General features: G+C 62.6%; 15 protein-coding genes. 13 read left to right on the forward strand and 2 right to left on the reverse strand.

All coding sequences use genetic code 11. The features are described from left to right. The first annotated feature begins 14 nt into the window (after positions 1–14). From bamA to BRPE64_RS05800, 8 genes are all read left to right on the forward strand, one after another. Complete coding sequence (bamA, locus tag BRPE64_RS05765) at positions 15–2,327, forward strand: outer membrane protein assembly factor BamA (protein WP_044041287.1); 2,313 nt, start codon at positions 15–17, stop codon at positions 2,325–2,327. Positions 2,328–2,409: 82 nt separating this feature from the next. Further along, positions 2,410–2,955, forward strand: coding sequence for an OmpH family outer membrane protein (locus BRPE64_RS05770; RefSeq protein WP_016345107.1), 546 nt, complete (start codon positions 2,410–2,412; stop codon positions 2,953–2,955). Positions 2,956–2,985: 30 nt separating this feature from the next. Beyond that, complete coding sequence (gene lpxD / locus BRPE64_RS05775) at positions 2,986–4,077, forward strand: UDP-3-O-(3-hydroxymyristoyl)glucosamine N-acyltransferase (protein ID WP_044041288.1); 1,092 nt, start codon at positions 2,986–2,988, stop codon at positions 4,075–4,077. A 193-nt stretch (positions 4,078–4,270) separates the two neighbouring features. Further along, entirely contained in the window at positions 4,271–4,729 is a 459-nt protein-coding gene (fabZ, locus tag BRPE64_RS05780) for a 3-hydroxyacyl-ACP dehydratase FabZ (RefSeq protein ID WP_016345109.1), read from the forward strand. A 62-nt stretch (positions 4,730–4,791) separates the two neighbouring features. Continuing rightward, entirely contained in the window at positions 4,792–5,580 is a 789-nt protein-coding gene (lpxA, locus tag BRPE64_RS05785) for an acyl-ACP--UDP-N-acetylglucosamine O-acyltransferase (protein ID WP_044041998.1), read from the forward strand. A 12-nt stretch (positions 5,581–5,592) separates the two neighbouring features. Then, a complete protein-coding gene (gene lpxB, locus BRPE64_RS05790) occupies positions 5,593–6,759 on the forward strand; it encodes a lipid-A-disaccharide synthase (RefSeq protein WP_016345111.1) in 1,167 nt (388 codons plus the stop codon). Next, positions 6,759–7,469, forward strand: a complete 711-nt coding sequence (rnhB, locus tag BRPE64_RS05795) for a ribonuclease HII (protein WP_016345112.1) — start codon at positions 6,759–6,761, stop codon at positions 7,467–7,469. The genes lpxB and rnhB overlap by 1 nt, the downstream gene beginning before the upstream one ends. Positions 7,470–7,488: 19 nt before the next feature. After that, positions 7,489–8,280, forward strand: a complete 792-nt coding sequence (locus BRPE64_RS05800; protein ID WP_016345113.1) for a TrmH family RNA methyltransferase — start codon at positions 7,489–7,491, stop codon at positions 8,278–8,280. Here the strand turns inward: BRPE64_RS05800 and ppsR are convergent. Further along, positions 8,274–9,092: a posphoenolpyruvate synthetase regulatory kinase/phosphorylase PpsR gene (gene ppsR, locus BRPE64_RS05805; protein WP_016345114.1), complete on the reverse strand. Its 819-nt coding sequence runs from the start codon at positions 9,090–9,092 to the stop codon at positions 8,274–8,276. The genes BRPE64_RS05800 and ppsR overlap by 7 nt on opposite strands. Before the next feature lie 489 nt (positions 9,093–9,581). Between ppsR and ppsA the strand changes: the two genes are divergently transcribed. From ppsA to BRPE64_RS05820, 3 genes are all read left to right on the forward strand, one after another. After that, positions 9,582–11,999: a phosphoenolpyruvate synthase gene (gene ppsA / locus BRPE64_RS05810; protein ID WP_016345116.1), complete on the forward strand. Its 2,418-nt coding sequence runs from the start codon at positions 9,582–9,584 to the stop codon at positions 11,997–11,999. A 95-nt stretch (positions 12,000–12,094) separates the two neighbouring features. Continuing rightward, entirely contained in the window at positions 12,095–12,523 is a 429-nt protein-coding gene (locus BRPE64_RS05815) for an NfeD family protein (protein WP_016345117.1), read from the forward strand. 40 nt (positions 12,524–12,563) lie between these two features. Continuing rightward, positions 12,564–13,502 carry an SPFH domain-containing protein gene (locus BRPE64_RS05820; RefSeq protein WP_016345118.1) on the forward strand — a complete coding sequence of 313 codons (939 nt, stop codon included), beginning with the start codon at positions 12,564–12,566 and terminating at the stop codon, positions 13,500–13,502. A 42-nt stretch (positions 13,503–13,544) separates the two neighbouring features. Here the strand turns inward: BRPE64_RS05820 and smpB are convergent, their stop codons facing one another. Then, complete coding sequence (gene smpB / locus BRPE64_RS05825) at positions 13,545–13,994, reverse strand: SsrA-binding protein SmpB (protein ID WP_016345119.1); 450 nt, start codon at positions 13,992–13,994, stop codon at positions 13,545–13,547. Positions 13,995–14,114: 120 nt separating this feature from the next. Between smpB and BRPE64_RS05830 the strand changes: the two genes are divergently transcribed. Continuing rightward, a complete protein-coding gene (locus BRPE64_RS05830) occupies positions 14,115–14,552 on the forward strand; it encodes a type II toxin-antitoxin system RatA family toxin (RefSeq protein ID WP_016345120.1) in 438 nt (145 codons plus the stop codon). Continuing rightward, the gene (locus tag BRPE64_RS05835) at positions 14,549–14,875 is read left to right on the forward strand and encodes an RnfH family protein (protein ID WP_016345121.1); all 327 of its coding nucleotides are present in this window, start codon (positions 14,549–14,551) and stop codon (positions 14,873–14,875) included. Before BRPE64_RS05830 ends, BRPE64_RS05835 begins: the two co-directional genes overlap by 4 nt. Positions 14,876–14,881: the final 6 nt, after the last annotated feature.

Below are 14,881 nucleotides of genomic sequence, written 5' to 3' on the forward strand. Positions count from 1 at the left end.
ACTGGGGAAGCACGTTGTTCAAACCTCATCGCTTTGTTCCTAAGACGGCTGTGGCTGCGGCGTTCGCCGCGACGGGTATGGCGGCACACGCCACCACGCCGTTCGTCGTGCAGGATATTCGGATCGACGGACTTCAGCGCATCGAACCGGGCTCAGTGTTCGCTTATCTGCCGATCAAGCAAGGCGACACCTTCACCGACGACAAGGCCTCCGAAGCGATTCGCGCGCTCTATGCAACGGGCTTCTTCAACGACGTTCAGGTTGCCACGGAAGGCAACGTGGTGGTCGTGCAGGTGCAGGAACGCCCGGCGATTTCGAGCATCGACTTCGCGGGCCTGCACGAGTTCGACAAGGACAATCTCACGAAGGCGCTGCGCTCCGTCGGTCTGTCGCAAGGCCGTTCGTACGACAAGGCGCTCGTCGACAAGGCGGAGCAGGAGCTCAAGCGCCAGTACCTGACGCGCGGCTACTACGCGGCGGAAGTGACGACCACGGTGACCCCGGTCGACCGCAACCGCGTCGCCATTCTGTTCTCGGTGGCCGAAGGCCCGAGCGCCAAGATCCGGCAGATCAACTTCGTCGGCAACAAGGCGGTGAGTTCGGGCACGTTGCTCGGCGAAATGCAGCTTTCCACGCCGAACTGGTTCTCGTGGTACACGAAGAGCGACCTCTACGCGAAGGAAAAGCTCACGGGCGATCTGGAGAACGTACGCTCGTACTACCTGAACCGCGGCTACCTCGAGTTCGCGATCGACTCCACGCAGGTGTCGATCTCGCCGGACAAGAAGGACATGTATCTGACGATCGCCGTGCATGAAGGCGAGCCGTACAAGATCAGCAGCATCAAGCTCTCGGGCAATCTGCTCGACCGCGAAGCCGAGCTCAACAAGCTCGTGAAGATCAAACCGGGCGAGCGTTTCTCGGCCGAGAAGCTGCAGACAACCACCAAGGCGATCGTCGACAAGCTCGGCGAATACGGCTATGCGTTCGCGCAGGTGAATGCGCAGCCGGATATCGACCAGGCGAACCACAGCGTGGCGCTGACGCTGCAAGTCGATCCGAGCCGCCGCGTGTATGTGCGGCGCGTGAATATCGTCGGCAATACGCGCACGCGCGACGAAGTGGTGCGCCGCGAAATGCGCCAGCTCGAAAGCTCGTGGTTCGATTCGAGCCGTCTCGCGCTGTCGAAGGACCGGATCAACCGTCTCGGCTACTTCACGGACGTGGATGTCACCACCATTCCGGTGGAAGGCACGAACGACCAGGTGGACGTCGACGTGAAAGTCGCCGAAAAGCCGACCGGCGCGATCACGCTGGGCGCGGGCTTTTCGTCGACGGACAAGGTGGTGCTCTCGGCGGGCGTCTCGCAGGACAACGTGTTCGGCTCCGGCACGAGTCTCTCGGTGAACGTGAACACCGCGAAGACGTACCGCACGCTGACGGTCACACAGGTCGATCCGTACTTCACGATCGACGGCATCAAGCGCATTACCGACGCGTACTACCGCACGTATCAGCCGCTGTACTACTCGACCGATTCGAGCTTCAAGATCGTGACGATGGGCGCCGACACCAAGTTCGGCATCCCGTTCTCCGAGCAGGACACGGTGTTCTTCGGCGTCGGCGCCGAACAGAACACGATGGACGTCGACTCGGCCACGCCGCAGGCCTACAAGAACTACGTGAACGAGTTCGGCCGCGTGGTGAACAACTATCCGCTGACAATGGGCTGGTCGCGCGACAACCGCGACAGCGCGCTCGTACCGAGCCGCGGCTACTACGTCCAGTCGAACGCGGAGTACGGCACGCCGCTTGGCAACACCACGTACGCGAAGTTCGACGCGCAGTTCCAGTACTACTATTCATTCGCGCGGGGTTTCGTGCTTGGCTTCAACCTGCAGGGCGGTTACGGCAAGGGCTTGCAAGGACAGACGTACCCGATCTTCAAGAACTACTACGCGGGCGGTATCGGTTCGGTGCGTGGCTACTCGCCGAGCTCGCTGGGTCCGCGCGACGCGACCACGGGCGATCCGATCGGCGGCTCCCGCATGGCGGTCGGCAATATCGAGCTGACCTTCCCGCTGCCGGGTACCGGCTATGACCGCACACTGCGTGTGTTCACCTTCCTTGACGCCGGTAACGTCTGGGGCGATCCGGGTCAGGGCGGCACGAGCGCCGGCGCGAACGGCCTGCGTTACGGCTACGGTGTGGGTCTCGCGTGGATCTCGCCGATCGGCCCGCTCAAGCTGAGCCTCGGTTTCCCGCTGCAGAAGCACGAAGGCGACCAGTATCAGAAGTTCCAGTTCCAGATCGGTACGGCCTTCTAAGCGGCACGCCGATGAACCCGAACTTCACTCAATTCGACGTAACGTGAGGAACACTTTGCGAACCGGTAAGCTTTCGAAACATATGGCGCTGGCGCTTGCGTTGTCGATGGTTCTCGGCTTGGGCACGGCCGTGCGCGCAAACGCGCAGGAAGCGCGCATCGCGGCGGTCAATTCGGACCGTATCCTGCGCGAATCGGCGGCGGCGAAAGCGGCGCAGTCGAAGCTCGAGCAGGAGTTCTCCAAGCGCGATAAGGCGCTGCAGGACATGGCGCAGCGCCTGAAGGCGATGTCCGACAACATCGACAAAAGCGGCACCTCGCTCGCGCCGACGGACCGCGCGGCACGTCAGCGCGACCTCGCGCAGCTCGATGCGGACTTCCAGCGCAAGCAGCGCGAATTTCGCGAAGATCTGAACCAGCGTCGCAACGAGGAACTGGCGGCGGTGCTGGACCGGGCGAACAAGGTCATCAAGCAGATCGCCGAGCAGCAACACTATGACCTGATCGTGCAGGAAGCGGTGTATGTGAGTCCGCGCATCGACATTACGGATCAGGTGCTGAAAGCGCTTGCCGCGGCCACGCCGAACGGCGTCGGCACGAGCGGCTCAAGCGGCTCCAGCCCGAACTGACGAGGAGTGTGAGACGAGATGGCATCAGGCATGGCGATCACGCTCGACGAACTGGTCAGCCGCTTCGGCGGAGAAGTGGTCGGCGACGGGACGCAACGCGTCGGTAGTCTCGCCCCGCTCGACAAGGCCGGTCCCGCGCAACTCGCGTTTCTCGCGAATCAGAAGTATCTGCCGCAGGTCGAGACGACTCGCGCCGGCGCAGTGCTCATTTCGAGCGCCGATCTCGAGAAGGTGACGAATCGCGCGGGCAGTAATTTCATCGTCACGCCGAACCCCTACGCTTACTTCGCGCGCGTCGCGCAGGCGTTCATCGACCTGGCCGCACCGAAAGACGTGGCGGGCGTGCATCCGAGCGCGTATGTCGATCCGGGCGCGAAAGTCGCGGCGAGCGCGGTCATCGGTCCGCACGTGAGCATCGAGGCAGGCGCCGTGGTCGGCGAACGCGCGAAGCTCGATGCGGGCGTCGTGATCGGCCGGGGCGTGCAGTTGGGCGACGACGTGCATCTGTACCCGAACGTCACCGTTTATCACGGCTGCAAGCTCGGCGCGCGTGTCGTCGTGCATGCGGGCGCGGTGATCGGCGCGGACGGCTTCGGCTTCGCGCCGGATTTCGTCGGCGAGGGCGAGGCGCGCACCGGAAGCTGGGTGAAGATTCCGCAAGTCGGCGCGGTAGATATCGCCGCCGACGTCGAAATCGGCGCGAACACCACGATCGACCGCGGCGCGATGGCGGACACCGTCATCGAGGAATGCGTGAAGATCGACAATCTCGTGCAGATCGGCCATAACTGCCGCATCGGCGCGTACACGGTCATTGCCGGGTGCGCGGGCATCGCGGGCAGCACGAATATCGGCAAGCATTGCATGATTGGCGGCGCGGTGGGCATTGCCGGGCACGTGACGCTCGCGGACTACGTGATCGTCACGGCGCAGTCGGGCGTGTCGAAGTCGCTGCTGAAACCGGGCATGTACACGAGCGCGTTTCCGGCCGTGCCGCATGCGGACTGGAACAAGAGCGCGGCGATCATGCGCAACCTCGACAAGATGCGCGAGCGTATCAAGGCGCTGGAAAGCGCGCTCGCCGCAGCGGGCAACGGTCACGACGAAAGCGACGGCGCTTGAGCGCCGGGCCCGGTCAAGCGACGGGCCGAAACAAAATCCATAAGCTGAATCCATAGCAGAAGCGAGAGCGGGCAGTTTCGAGCCGCCCCATAGATGCCGGAAGACGCCGGAAGAACATAGCAATCCCGGGCGGGCGTCGGACACGGCCCGCCATCCAATTTCCGCGCCCGACACGCGCGTGAGCAGAACGACCATGAGCACAGAAAAAATCAATCTCGATATCCACAAGATCCTCACGCTGCTGCCGCATCGGTATCCGATCCTGCTCGTGGATCGCGTGCTCGAACTCGAGCCGCACAAGAGCATCAAAGCGTTGAAGAACGTGACGATCAACGAGCCGTATTTTCAGGGTCACTTTCCGACGCGTCCGGTCATGCCGGGCGTGCTGATTCTCGAGGCGCTCGCGCAGACGGCGGCGCTTCTGACATTCGCGGAAGAGCCGCACGATCCGACCAACACGCTCTACTACTTCGTCGGCATCGACGGCGCGCGCTTCAAGCGCGTGGTGGAGCCGGGCGATCAACTGATTCTGAACGTCCACTTCGAGCGGTACATGCGGGGCATCTGGAAGTTCAAGGCGCGTGCTGAAGTCGATGGCGCGACCGCTGCCGAGGCAGAGCTCATGTGTACCGTCAAGAACGCGGACGCCTGAGCGAATCTGCGTTCCCCGCGTTCACCGTAACGAGCAGCACGAACAGCATAGGCGAAAAGCGCATGAGCAAGATTCACCCAACCGCGATCATCGAGCCGGGCGCCCAACTGGACGATACCGTCGAGATCGGACCGTACGCGATCGTCGGCGCGCATGCCGTGATCGGCGCGGGCACGACCGTCGGTTCGCATAGTGTGATCGAAGGCCACACGACGATCGGCCGCGACAATCGCATCGGCCATTACGCGTCGATCGGCGGGCGTCCGCAAGACATGAAGTACCGGGACGAGCCCACGCGGCTCGAGATCGGCGACCGCAACACCATCCGCGAATTCACGACGCTGCATACGGGCACGGTGCAGGATCAGGGCGTCACGTCGATCGGCAGCGATTGCTGGATCATGGCGTATGTGCACGTCGGCCACGATTGCCGCCTCGGCGACAACGTCATCATGTCGAGCAATGCGCAACTGGCCGGGCACGTGATCGTCGGCGATCACGCGATCATCGGCGGAATGTCGGGCGTGCATCAGTTCGTGCGGATCGGCGCGCACTCCATGCTGGGCGGCGCGTCGGCGCTGGTCCAGGACGTGCCGCCGTTCGTGATTGCGGCGGGGAACAAGGCGGAGCCGCACGGCATCAACGTCGAAGGTCTGCGTCGCCGCGGCTTCACGCCCGACGCCATCTCGGCGCTGCGCTCGGCGTACCGGATCGTCTATAAGAGCGGCCTGTCGCTCGAAGAGGCGAAACTGCAGTTGAAGGATCTGAGCGCGGCGGGCGGCGAGGGCGACGCGCCCGTCAAGGCATTTTCCGACTTCATCGCGGCGTCGCAGCGCGGCATCATCCGCTAGACGCGCGCGCCGATGACCCTGACCTCCCATCCGCCGCGCGTCGCAATGGTCGCGGGCGAGCCTTCGGGCGATCTGCTCGCGGCGTCGCTGCTGTCCGGCCTGACCAACACGCTGCCCGAAGGCACGCGGTATAGCGGCATCGGCGGTCCGCGCATGAAGGCCGAAGGCTTCGAAGCGCACTGGCCGATGGACAAGCTCACCGTGCGCGGCTATGTCGAAGCGCTGAAGCATATCCCCGAGATTCTCGGCATCCGCAACGAAATCAAGCGCCAGTTGCTGGCCGAGCCGCCGTCGGTGTTCATCGGCGTGGATGCGCCCGATTTCAATTTCGGCCTCGAGCAGCCGCTGCGCGAAGCGGGCATTCCGACCGTGCATTTCGTCTGCCCGTCGATCTGGGCATGGCGCGGCGGACGCATCAAGAAGATCGTGAAAGCGGTCGATCACATGCTCTGCGTGTTTCCGTTTGAGACGGCGCTGCTCGAAAAGGCGGGCGTGACGGCAAGCTATGTCGGCCATCCGCTCGCGGACGAAATTCCGCTCGAACCGGATGTGGCCGGCGCGCGCCGCGAACTGGGCATTGCCGAGGGCGGCCCGGTGATCGCCGTGCTGCCGGGCAGCCGCCGCTCGGAAATCGCGTTGATCGGCCCGACGTTTTTTGACGCAATGGAACTGATGCAACTTCGCGAACCCGGCGTGCGCTTCCTGATGCCGGCGGCCAATCCGGCGCTGCGCGAATTGTTGCAACCGCTCGTGGACGCGCATCCGCATTTGTCGCTCACAATCACCGACGGCCGCGCGCAAACCGCGATGACCGCCGCGGACGCCATCCTCGTGAAGAGCGGCACGGTCACGCTGGAGGCGGCGCTGCTCAAGAAGCCGATGGTGATCTCCTACAAGGTGCCCTGGCTCACGGGCCAGATCATGAAGCGGCAGGGCTATTTGCCCTATGTGGGGCTGCCGAACATCCTCGCCGGACGCTTCGTCGTGCCGGAAATTCTCCAGCATTTCGCGACGCCAGAGGCGCTCGCCGACGCCACGCTGAAACAGTTGAACGACGAAGCGAACCGCCGTACGCTGAGAGAAATTTTCACCGATATGCACATCGCGTTACGTCAGAACACGTCGCAAAAGGCGGCGCAAGCCGTGGCGCGCGTGCTCGAAACGCGGAGGCCGCGATAATGGCGCGTCAGCCTAGTCAGTCGTCGATGCAGGGCGGACTCGACTTCAGCTCGCCGTTCGACATCATCTGCGGCGTCGACGAAGCCGGCCGCGGCCCGCTTGCAGGCCCTGTGGTGGCGGCGGCGGTGATCTTCGATCCCGCGAAGCCCCGCATCAACGGCCTTGACGATTCGAAAGCGCTGAGCGCAAAACGGCGCGAAGAGCTCTACGAGAAGATCGTCGATCGCGCGCTGGCGTTCTGCATCGCATCGGCGAGCGTCGAGGAAATCGACACCATCAACATCCTGCACGCGTCCATGCTGGCGATGAAGCGCGCCGTGGAAGGGCTCGGCGTCGCGCCGACGCTCGTGAAAGTGGACGGCAACCGCTGTCCGGTGCTGTCGATCCGGGCGGAAGCGGTGATCGGCGGCGACGCGCTCATCAAGCAGATCTCGGCGGCGTCGATTCTCGCGAAAGTCACGCGCGACCGCATGCTCACCGAACTGCACGAAAGTTTTCCGGTGTACGGCTTCGATGCGCATGCGGGCTACGGCACGCCCCAACATCTGAAGGCGCTGCGGCAGCACGGTCCGTGCGAACATCATCGGCGTTCGTTCGCGCCGGTGCGCGAGGCGCATCGGCTGTTCGGCTCGGTGTTGCCCGAGATCGCGCCCGAAGTGCTCCGGGCGGCCGTAACGCTCGACCAAGATCCCGACGCGCGCATGTTCTGAGCGCGAACACTGCATCGACGTGAAATCCATCACTTCGCGGGACAACCCGCTCTATAAGCGCCTGAAAGCGCTCGCCGGCTCGACCGCGCAACAGCGTAGAAGCGCGCACGCGCTGCTTGAAGGCCTGCATCTGGCCTCCGCTTATCTCGACGCGGCCGGGCAGCCCGAAACCTGCGTCGTCACCGAAGGCGCGCTCACGCACGAGGAAGCGCGCGATATCGTCGCGCGTATCGAGGACAAGCGCGTCATCGTGTTGCCGGACGCGCTGTTCGGCCAGTTATCGAGCGTCGTGCACGGCGTGGGCATGCTGCTGCTCGTCGACAAGATCGACGCCGAACTGCCCGCGCGCGTGGCCGAAACCTGCGTGATCCTCGACGGCGTTCAGGACGCCGGCAACGTCGGCTCGATTCTGCGCAGCGCGGCGGCGGCGGGCATCACGCGCGTGTTCTGCGCGCCGGGCACGGCTTACGCGTGGTCGTCGAAGGTGCTGCGCTCGGGCATGGGCGCGCACTTTCTGCTGGATATCTTCGAGGATGTCGCGCCCGCCGATCTGCTCGCGCGGCTGGACGCGCCGGTGACCATCACGGACTCGCACGGCGCGGTGGCGCTCTACGACTGCGATTTGTCGGGGCCGCTGGCGTGGGTGTTCGGCAACGAAGGGGCGGGCGTGTCGCAGGTCTGGCGCGATGCCGTCACGCATCGGGTGACGATTCCGCAACCGGGCGGGATGGAGTCGCTCAACGTGGCGGCTGCGGCGGCGGTCTGTCTGTTCGAGCAGTGCCGCCAGCAGCGCCTGAGCGCGAATCAATAATAGGAAGGCCGTTCCGGCTTCACTTCCTGCAGGATCGTCGTGGCGATTTCCTCGATCGATTTATGCGTCGACGAAAGCCACTTGATGCCTTCGCGCTTCATCATCATTTCCGCTTCGTTGATCTCGTAGCGGCAATTCTCCAGCGCCGCGTATTTGCTCCCCGGGCGACGCTCGTTGCGAATCTCGGCGAGCCGCTGCGGATCGATCGACAGACCGAACATCTTTTCCCGATGCTCCAGCAGCGGCGTCGGCAGCTTGCCGCGCTCGAAATCTTCCGGAATCAGCGGATAGTTCGCGGCCTTCACGCCGTATTGCATGGCCAGATAGAGGCTCGTCGGCGTTTTGCCGCTGCGCGATACGCCAACCAGGATGACGTCGGCATCGGCGAGATTGCGGTTGGACTGGCCGTCGTCGTGGGCGAGCGAAAAGTTGATCGCCTCGATGCGGTTCTTGTATTCCTCGGTGTCGGCGTTCTGGTGGACGCGGCCCATCGCATGCGTCGACTTGAGCGACAGTTCGTGTTCGAGCGGCTCGATGAAGGTCTGGAACATGTCGAGCACGAGCGCATTGCAGCCCTTGACGACTTCGTTCGACGCGCTGTCGACGAGCGTCGTGAAGACGATCGGCCGCCGCCCGTCGAGCGCGACGGCCTCGTTGATCTTCGCGACGGTCGCATGGGCCTTGTCGACCGAATCGACGAAAGGCACGCGCACGAGGCGAAACTTTTGATCGAACTGGGCGAGGATCGAATGCGCGAAGGTTTCGGCAGTGATCCCGGTACCGTCGGAGACGATGAATACGGAAGGCGGCATCGGCGAAAAGACCAGTGGGAACGAGTTGGAGCGGGTGCGCTCAAGCGGCGATACGCAATAAAACGTGTGCGCGGCGCCGGGCGCGAAGCGAGAAAAGTCCTGTGTTACATTGATTGCGCAGCCGATGTGCGCCGACGAACCCTGCGGCGTGAAAGACCTCGATTTTGCCGCGGAATTACTGTCTCTGCCGAAACAAATTGAGAATCGGCACGGTAGAATAGCGGCAACCTGTTCGATAAGCAATTGCGGACAAATTGATTCGGATTTTCGTCAAATCGCGGTCATTCGTCGGTTTTGGCAGCAAAAACCCACGGTTTCGAGCAGATTTCAGACGTCCCGCTTCTTTTTGCCTGGCGCACCGTTTCCGGTGGCGGGTTTCCCGAAGGCTTATCAAACAGGTTGTACGAGATGCGGCCGCGCTTCCAATGAGCGCCGTCGCATATGAGCCCACTCGTGCGATCGTGAATTCCATCCACCTTAGGGGCTTGTATGACTAACGCAGTCAATGTTGCGAACGATGTCGCAAAGGATCAGGCGTATGTAGTTCCATTCGAGCAGTTGCGAATGACCGACGTGGAAATCGTCGGTGGCAAGAATGCGTCGCTCGGCGAAATGATCAGCCAGCTTTCCGAAGCCGGCGTTCGCGTGCCGACGGGTTTCGCCACGACCGCACTCGCCTTTCGCGACTTCCTCCAGCACAACGATCTGACCGAACGCATCGCGAAGCGGCTCGAGACGCTCGACGTCGACGATGTGAAATCGCTCGCCGAAGCGGGCAAGGAAATCCGCCAGTGGATCGTCGACGCCCCGTTGCAGCCGCGTCTCGAAGACGAAATCCGCCGCGGCTTCGACGTTCTCCAGAATAGCTCGCCCGAAGAGCTGTCGTTCGCCGTGCGCTCGTCGGCGACGGCCGAGGACTTGCCCGACGCATCCTTCGCGGGCCAGCAGGAAAGCTATCTGAACGTGGTCGGCGTCGAGGACGTGCTGGATCGCATGAAGCACGTGTTCGCGTCGCTCTACAACGACCGCGCCATCTCGTATCGCGTCCACAAGGGTTTCACTCATGCCGAAGTCGCGTTGTCGGCGGGCGTTCAGCGCATGGTGCGCTCAGACGTGGGCGCGGCCGGCGTCATGTTCACCATCGACACGGAATCGGGCTTCAAGGAAACCGTGTTCATTACGTCGAGCTACGGTCTCGGTGAGACGGTCGTGCAGGGCGCCGTGAATCCGGACGAGTTCCACGTCTTTAAGACCACGCTCGAACAAGGCAAATACCCGATCATCCGTCGCTCGATCGGCTCGAAGCTCGTCAAGATGGAATTCACGAAGCCGGGCGAGCCGGGCCGCGTGAAGACCGTCGACGTGCCGCACGAACAGCGCAACCGTTTCTCGATCACCGACGAAGACGTGATCGAGCTCGCGAAGTACGCGGTGATCATCGAGAAGCACTATCAGCGTCCGATGGACATCGAGTGGGGCAAGGACGGCCGCGACGGCAAGCTGTTCATTCTCCAGGCGCGTCCGGAAACGGTGAAGAGCCAGGCGGCCGGCAAGGCCGAAATGCGCTTCAAGCTGAAGGGCCAGTCGAACGTGATCACCACCGGCCGCGCGATCGGTCAGAAGATCGGCGCGGGTCCGGTGCGCGTGATCCATGACCCGTCGGAAATGGAGCGTGTGCAGCCGGGTGACGTGCTCGTCGCCGACATGACCGACCCGAACTGGGAACCGGTGATGAAGCGCGCGTCGGCCATCGTGACGAATCGCGGCGGGCGCACCTGCCACGCGGCGATCATCGCGCGCGAACTGGGCGTGCCGGCGGTCGTCGGCTGCGGCGACGCCACCGACGTGCTGAAGGACGGCGCGCTCGTCACCGTGTCGTGCGCGGAAGGCGACGAAGGCAAGATCTACGACGGCCTGCTCGAAACCGAAGTCACGGAAGTGCAGCGCGGCGAACTGCCGCCGATTCCCGTCAAGATCATGATGAACGTCGGCAATCCGCAGCTCGCGTTCGACTTCTCGCAGTTGCCGAACGCAGGTGTCGGTCTGGCGCGGCTGGAATTCATCATCAACAACAACATCGGCGTGCATCCGAAGGCGATTCTGGAGTATCCGAACGTCGACGCCGACTTGAAGAAGGCCGTGGAAAGCGTCGCGCGCGGTCATGCGTCGCCGCGCGCGTTCTATGTCGACAAGCTGACCGAAGGCATCGCGACGATCGCGGCGGCGTTCTATCCGAAGCCCGTCATCGTGCGTCTGTCGGACTTCAAGTCGAACGAGTACAAGAAGCTGATCGGCGGTTCGCGCTACGAGCCGGACGAAGAGAATCCGATGCTCGGTTTCCGCGGCGCATCGCGCTATATCGCGGACGACTTCGCCGAAGCGTTCCATATGGAATGCATCGCGCTCAAGAAGGTGCGCGAGGAAATGGGTCTGGACAACGTGCAGATCATGGTGCCGTTCGTGCGCACGCTGAAGCAGGCGGATCGCGTGGTCGAATTGCTGAAGAAGTTCGGTCTCGAGCGCGGCAAGAACGACCTCAAGCTCGTCATGATGTGCGAAGTGCCGTCCAACGCGATTCTCGCCGAACAGTTCCTCGAACGCTTCGACGGCTTCTCGATCGGCTCGAACGATTTGACTCAATTGACGCTCGGCCTCGACCGTGACTCCGGCATGGAACTGCTCGCCGCGGACTTCGACGAACGCGACGAAGCGGTGAAGTTCATGCTGGAACGCGCGATCGAAACGTGCCTCAGGATGAACAAGTACGTGGGGATTTGCGGTCAAGGCCCGTCGGATCATCCGGATCTGGCCGAATGGCTCGCGAAGAAGGGCATCGAATCGATGTCGCTGAACCCGGACACGATCATCGACACCTGGCAGCAACTGGCGAAGACCTTGTCAAAATAAGTCGGCAACGCCTTTCCGGATGCTTTCGGAAAGGCGCGAGCGTGCTATAAAAACACCCCGGACTTCCTCCGGGGTGTTTTCGTTTGGAGGCGAGCATGGTGACGAGCGGTCTGTTCTGGTGGCTGGCGGCGGGCGCGCTGATCGTGCTCGAACTGTTCACCGGCACGTTCTATCTGTTGATGGTGGCGCTCGGGTTCATCGCGGGCGGCATCGCGCACGTGATGGGCGCCATGCCGCATGTGCAGTTGGGCGCGGCGGCACTGGTCGCGCTGATCGCGGTCGTGGTCTTGCGGCGCTCGCGCTTCGGCAACTGGAAGCGGCGCGACGCCTCGCGCGATGCCGGCGTGAACCTCGATATCGGCGCAACGGTGCAGGTAGATGAATGGCACGATGGCCGCGCGCGCACCCTGTATCGGGGCGCGCAATGGGACGTCGAACTCGCGCCGGGTGAAACCGAAGGCGCGCGCTGGTATCGCATCACCGCGCTCGACGGAAACCGGCTCGTCGTCGCGGCGAAACGTTGAACGAAGCACTGAAGAATAAATTCAAGCAAGGAGTAGCGAGATGGATATCAGTATCGTCGGGGCCATTTTGCTCGTGATCGTCATTGTGATCGCGGCGCAGACCATCAAGATCGTGCCGCAGCAGCACGCATGGGTGCTGGAGCGGCTCGGCCGCTATCACTCGACGCTCACGCCGGGGCTCACGATCGTGCTGCCGTTCATCGACCGCGTCGCATACAAGCACGTGCTGAAGGAAATTCCGCTGGAAGTGCCGAGCCAGGTCTGTATCACGCGCGACAACACCCAGTTGCAAGTGGACGGCGTGCTGTACTTCCAGGTCACCGACGCGATGAAGGCGTCGTACGGTTCGAGCAATTTCGTGTTCGCGATCACGCAGTTGTCGCAAACCACGCTGCGTTCGGTCATCGGCAAGCTGGAGTTGGACAAGACGTTCGAAGAACGCGATTACATCAATCACAGTATCGTCAACGCGCTCGATGAAGCCGCGTCGAACTGGGGCGTGAAGGTGCTGCGCTACGAGATCAAGGATCTCACGCCGCCGAAGGAAATTCTGCACGCGATGCAGGCGCAGATCACCGCGGAGCGTGAGAAGCGCGCGCTGATCGCGGCGTCGGAAGGGCGCAAGCAGGAGCAGATCAATCTCGCCGTCGGCGCGCGCGAAGCCGCGATCCAGAAGTCCGAAGGCGAGCGGCAGGCGGCGATCAATCAGGCGCAGGGCGAGGCATCGGCAATCGTTGCGGTGGCCGAGGCGAACGCGCAGGCCATCGAAAAAATCGGCACGGCCATTCAGACGGCCGGCGGCATGGAAGCGGTCAACCTGAAGATCGCGGAGCAGTATGTGGGCGCGTTCGGCAATATCGCGAAGACGGGCAACACGCTGATCGTGCCAGGCAATCTGTCGGACATGAGTTCGATGATTGCGTCCGCGTTGAGCATCGTGAAGGGCGAGGGCGGAGGCGGCGTCATCAGGAAGAGCTGACGCAGAAAGAGATCGGGGCGCTCAAAAGCGCCCCGATTTTTTTTATTTGGTCGCCGAGCGCATGAGGCGGGCGCGTTCGCGATCCCAGTCGCGCTTCTTTTCGGTTTCGCGTTTGTCGTGCAGCTTCTTGCCCTTCGCAAGTCCGATCTCGCATTTCACGCGGCCGTCCTTGTAGTGGAAGTTGAGCGGCACGAGCGTATGCCCGCGCTGTTCGACCTTGCCGATGAGTTTATCGATCTGGTCGCGATGCAACAGCAGCTTGCGCGTGCGCACCGGATCGAGATTGGTGAACTTCGATGCCTCGGGCAACGGGCTGATGTGCGTGCCGATCAGAAAGAGTTCGCCTTGCTTGATGACGACGTAGCCTTCCTTGATCTGCCCACGGCCGGCGCGCAGCGCCTTGACTTCCCAGCCTTCGAGCACGAGACCGGCCTCGTAGCGTTCTTCGACGAAGTAATCGAAGAAGGCTTTTCTGTTGTCGATGATGCTCATGAATGGAAAGTGCTCAACTCGTTTAAAATCACGATTTTAGCAGCGCGCCGCGCGGCAAACGAACTCGTGCCGCTTTCTCTTGCGCGCTGACGCCCAATCCAGCCACCCGCTGCGCCCTATATGGCAGACGTACAAAAAACCGTGTTGATCCGCCATTCAGCGGAAGAAATGTTCGACCTCGTCACCGATGTCGCCGACTACCCCAATTTTCTGCCTTGGTGCGGCGGCGTCGAAATCGGCCGCCAGGACGAAAACGGCATGGAAGCGAAGATCGACATCAGCTTCAAGGGCATCAAGCAGCATTTCGCGACGCGCAACACGCAGAAGCGGCCGACCAATATCGATATGGAGTTCCTGAGCGGCCCTTTCAAGAAGTTCACCGGCTACTGGCGCTTCACGCCGCTGCGCGCCGACGCGTGCAAGATCGAGTTCGCGCTGCACTACGAATTTTCGAATGTGATCCTGGAGAAACTCATCGGGCCGGTGTTCAGCCATATCGCCAACACCTTCGTCGATTCCTTCGTGAAGCGCGCGGATCAGCGCTACGGCAAGTCATGATGCAGATCGACGTTTGCTACGGCGCCGCCGATGGCGCCAGCTTTCTCGTACAGGTCGAACTGCGCGACGGTGCGACCGTGCGCGAGGCGATCGAGGCGAGCGGCGTGCTGCGCGCGCATCGCGAGATCGATCTTGAGACGCAGAAAGTCGGCGTGTTCGGCAAGGCGAAGCCGCTGGATGCGGCGCTCGCGGCGTTCGATCGCGTTGAGATTTATCGTCCGCTGAAGGTTGACCCGAAGGCCGCGCGTCAACGTCGTGTCGACAAAGTGCGGCGCGCGGGTTCGATCGAAGGGCGCAAGTGGCAGTCGAAGGATTCGCGCTGACGTGAT

The sequence above is a fragment of the Caballeronia insecticola genome (assembly GCF_000402035.1).
GTDB classification, from domain to species: Bacteria; Pseudomonadota; Gammaproteobacteria; order Burkholderiales; family Burkholderiaceae; genus Caballeronia; species Caballeronia insecticola.